Here is a 4,311-nt window from a genome sequence, read left to right on the forward strand (position 1 = left end):
CCCGAAAAAAACGCCCAAATCCTCAGCAGATTCAGGCGCAGTTTTGTTGAAGTGATTGAATTACAGCCTAGAATCCCATTGCCTTAGCCACCGCTGCCATATTTGCAGGAATTCCGGTTTGCCCTTTTGATAAACTGTGGGCGATCGCCGCATCGGGATCTTTTAAACCATTACCCGTCAAGACACAGACCACAGTTGCTCCTGTTGGCACTTGATCTTTGACTTTCAAAAGTCCGGCCACCGAGGCGGCACTGGCAGGTTCACAAAAAATGCCTTCGTTAGCCCCAAGCTTGCGATAAGCCTCAATAATTTCTTCGTCGGTCACCGCATTAAAAGCCCCTTGGCTAGCCGCTTGCACCCCGTGGGCTTTGTCCCAGTTTACCGGGTTACCAATGCGAATTGCCGTTGCCAGGGTTTCCGGGTTATGGACAGGCCCTCCCTGGATAAACGGTGCCGCACCAGACGCTTGAAAGCCCATCATCCGGGGGAGCTTCGTCGCTTTATTTAGTTCATGGTATTCACAAAATCCCATCCAATAGGCTGTGATATTCCCTGCATTGCCTACGGGGATACAAAGCCAATCCGGTGCTTCACCGAGGGCATCGACCACTTCAAATGCTGCGGTTTTTTGACCCTGGAGCCGGTAGGGATTCACAGAATTGACCAGTGTTACAGGGTAATTTTCCGACATTTGTCGCACGATGCTGAGGGCGTTATCAAAGTTGCCTTCAATGGCGATCACTTCAGCCCCATATAACAAAGCCTGGGCTAATTTTCCTAGGGCCACATAACCATCGGGAATTAGGACAAATGCCCGTAGACCTGCCCGTCTAGCATAGGCAGCAGCAGCGGCAGATGTGTTCCCAGTACTCGCACAAATTACGGCTTCGGCCCCTGCTTCCTTGGCTTTGGTAATTGCCATGGTCATGCCCCGGTCTTTAAAGCTCCCCGTGGGATTTAGGCCGTCATATTTAGCATAGACTTGCACCCCACGACCAATTTCTGCGGCAATACTGGGAATGGGAATCAGGGGAGTATTGCCTTCGTAGAGGGTCACCACGGGGGTGCTGTCGGTTACGGGGAGATATTGGCGATACGCGTTAATCAGACCCGGCCACTTAGCAGCATGGTGGGTCGGAAAGGGAGCAGAGGTCGGATCGGCTTTAGGAGTACTCAGAACCACAATTGTTCTCTTAAAGTTTAGAAAGTGTAGTCAAACAAACGAAATCTTCTCTAAAGGGTAGCAGCAAGGGGCTATCTGGGCTAGTCACAGGGGCGATCGCCGCCGCATTGGTACAGGGATTTTAAGAAAAGATTAACGTGGATTAACTATTCTAAGAGTTTAGGGGCATAGATGGGCGGCCACGGTTACTGCAAATTCTTCTTCAAAGATCTCCTTGTTATAGTTTAAACTCCAGAGCTCTAGTTCGCAGGCATCATCCCTATGGGTTGGGGTCAGCTTGAGGGTGAGTAAACGCTGTTTCGCATCGAAGTCACACTGAATTTCGGCGATCGCCCCCACCTGACGTCGGTCAAGGGCCACCGCAAGCCGCATGATCGCACTCAGCTCACTCACCATCTGTCGGTGTTCTTTGTGGATGAGATTTTGATAATTTTCGTGTTTTTTCTTCGGCTTGCTTTTGCGGTGGTAGCGGGCGAGGTTCGCGACGATTTCTAATTGGGTCTCATTGAAACCGAGGAGCTCTGCATTACGAATCAGATAGTAGGAATGTTTATGGTGGGCCGCATGGCTAATGTAAAGACCACAGTTATGGAGAATCGCCGCTGCCCAGAGCATTTCCCTCGCTTCGGTGTCCCATTGGTGCAGCCCCCCCTGGAGCTGATCAAAGAGACTCAGAGAAAATACGGCAGTGCGTTTACTGGCGACCAAATCAACGCGATATTTTTTGGCGATCGCCATCACACTCCGTTCTCGAATCGAACTTTGGTATTGCAGGCGACTTTCAATCAAACCATGGGAAAGCATCCAGTCGACGATCACCCCTTCCCGCAACGCCCGTTCACAGAGGGTAATTTTTTTCAGCTGCAATAGATCCATCGCTTCTTGGAGGATGATTGCCCCTGCCAGGATAATTTCTGCGCGCTTATCGGACATCCCTGGTAAATTTGAGCGCTCCCGACAATTAAGCTCCCGCATCTGTTGGATCAATTTGCCCAAGTCTTGACGCGAAAACGTATAGCCATGGAGGGGATTAGGCACATTCCCTAAATCTGCCATCGCGTGCATTGCTGCCAAGGTTTCAATGGTGCCAGAGGTGCCGATCATTTGTACCTGTTCTTCCGGGAAAAGATGCTCTTGTAGTTCTTCAATGGGACGCTCTAACATCCCCCGAATATAAGCTTGTAGGGCCGCAAATTCCCGGTTGCTAATTGGATCAGTATTCACAAAATCCTGGGTTAACCGCACCGCTCCCACCTTTGTGCTGCTAAGAAAGCGTGCTTCATGGCTTTCTACCAGGCTAATTTCTGTCGAACCGCCCCCAATATCAATCAAAACATGGGGTTGTTGGTTAAAGTCAACGGCTGATAAAACGCCGAGGTAGATACGGCGCGCTTCTTCTTGGCCGGAGATTAGATCAACTTCTAAGCCTAGTTCTGCTTCAATCCGTTGCAAAAATTCTCGACCATTGGGGGCTTCTCGCACGGCACTGGTTGCCACTGCTACTAAAGAATCCACCTGAAAACTCGTCGCTAGATCCTGACAACGACGGAGGGCATTTAAAGAACGATCCATGGCGGCTTCCGTCAGGTTTCCTGTGAGGCGATCGCGATGACCAAGGCGCACCGTATCTTTTTCCCGGGCCACAATTGTAAATGCGGGCAGGCTGGGTTGAATTTTGACAATCACCATGTGAATTGAGTTGGTGCCGATATCAATCGCTGCTAGGGTACAGTCCTCCCCTTGGGTGACATTCGCAAATTGAGTGGAATTCGTTTTAAGCTGATAGACGGAAGTAGCCATAGATTTATGTCTGTCATCTTTGCTGACTTCTCTATTATTAAGGATTACCTCCGATTTACTGATTTTTTATGACATCTCTTCGTTGAACATCTATGGTTTCTGAGCCTACCTGGAAAAAAATTATCTATTTATTACGCTGGGATAAACCGGCAGGTCGCTTAATTCTAATCATTCCTGCCCTATGGGCCGTCTTCTTAGCGGCTGAGGCCAAACCCGACTGGAAACTGGTCTTAGTGATTATCCTTGGAGCAATTACAACCAGTGCTGCGGGCTGCGTTGTAAATGATTTATGGGACCGAGATATAGATCCCAAAGTGGAACGAACAAAAGTTCGCCCCCTCGCTTCCAAAGCTCTCACGGTCAAAGTAGGAATTATTACGGCGATCGCCTTCTTTTTGTGTGCCGCCGGATTAGCTTTTTATTTTAATCCCTGGACAAATCCCCTTAGTTTTTGGCTATGCGTCGCCGCAGTGCCCGTGATTATTGCTTACCCTCTGGCAAAACGTTTCTTTCCAGTACCTCAACTTGTTTTGGCGATCGCCTGGGGCTTTGCCGTTCTCATTAGTTGGAGTGCTGTGACCCAAAATTTAACTGCTGCAACCTGGCTGTTATGGGGTGCAACAGTTTTCTGGACTTTAGGTTTTGATACCATCTACGCTCTCTCCGACCGGGATGATGATTTGAAAATTGGCATTAATTCTAGCGCTATTTTTTTTGGTAAATTTGCCCCCGAAGCCGTCGGTATTTTCTTTGTCTTAACAGCGACTTGTCTTGCTATTCTAGGCAAAACATTGAATATTAATCTTTTGATTTACGGTATCGCCTGGGCGATCGCTGTCGGTCTTTGGTTTAAACAATATCTAAAAATTCGGAAACCCAATCTTCCCCGCAAAGCCTACAATCGACTCTTCGAAGAGAACGTTACGATTGGCTTTATTCTCCTCAGTGGAATGATTAGTAGCTTTATATTTTAGACCTCTCAGTTACTTAGAAAATATCACAAGCTGTCATGGTAGAAAGACAGCTTTACTGTAGTTCTACACGACAAATAAAGCCCTCAACCTGTAGATTGAGTGCTTTGATTAGAATATAAAGTTGAAGAATAAGATATTCAGTTTTCCATAAAAGAGAGAAGCTTGGCATTGAGCTATTTTCCCGGTAGGCTACCCCACAGGTATCGTCGCCGCTATAGCGTTTCACATCTGAGTTCGGGATGGAATCAGTGTGGTTCCACTATGCTAAAAACACCAAGCAGTGGTGTGGTCTCACACCCTCAAGACTGCACAAAATACTCATTAGTTCATCGAAATACTTAGTCTAACCATCTG

3 protein-coding genes and 1 rRNA gene are annotated in these 4,311 nt (G+C 47.9%); 1 reads left to right on the top strand and 3 read right to left on the bottom strand.

Annotated features, from left to right (window positions below; all coding sequences use genetic code 11):
- Window positions 1-67: 67 nt before the first annotated feature.
- A complete protein-coding gene (thrC, locus tag AACR41_RS00235) occupies window positions 68-1,177 on the bottom strand; it encodes a threonine synthase (protein WP_045442698.1) in 1,110 nt (369 codons plus the stop codon).
- Window positions 1,178-1,342: 165 nt separating this feature from the next.
- Entirely contained in the window at window positions 1,343-2,983 is a 1,641-nt protein-coding gene (locus AACR41_RS00240; RefSeq protein WP_030008322.1) for a Ppx/GppA phosphatase family protein, read from the bottom strand.
- 92 nt (window positions 2,984-3,075) lie between these two features.
- Between AACR41_RS00240 and AACR41_RS00245 the strand changes: the two genes are divergently transcribed.
- Window positions 3,076-3,957 (top strand): 4-hydroxybenzoate solanesyltransferase, encoded by an 882-nt coding sequence (locus AACR41_RS00245; RefSeq protein WP_030008323.1) that lies wholly within the window; start codon window positions 3,076-3,078, stop codon window positions 3,955-3,957.
- A gap of 160 nt (window positions 3,958-4,117) precedes the next feature.
- On the opposite strand, the gene rrf is transcribed toward AACR41_RS00245, so the two are convergent.
- Window positions 4,118-4,235, bottom strand: a 5S ribosomal RNA gene (gene rrf, locus AACR41_RS00250).
- Between the last annotated feature and the right edge of the window lie 76 nt (window positions 4,236-4,311).

The sequence above is a fragment of the Picosynechococcus sp. NKBG042902 genome, from assembly GCF_963864045.1.
Classification (GTDB): domain Bacteria; phylum Cyanobacteriota; class Cyanobacteriia; order Cyanobacteriales; family MRBY01; genus MRBY01.

Excerpts from the sequence above, each read along its gene's own strand:
- AACR41_RS00245 (WP_030008323.1), top strand. The coding sequence starts at position 3,076 with ATGGTTTCTGAGCCTACCTGGAAAAAAATTATCTATTTATTACGCTGG.
- AACR41_RS00240 (WP_030008322.1), bottom strand. The coding sequence starts at position 2,983 with ATGGCTACTTCCGTCTATCAGCTTAAAACGAATTCCACTCAATTTGCG.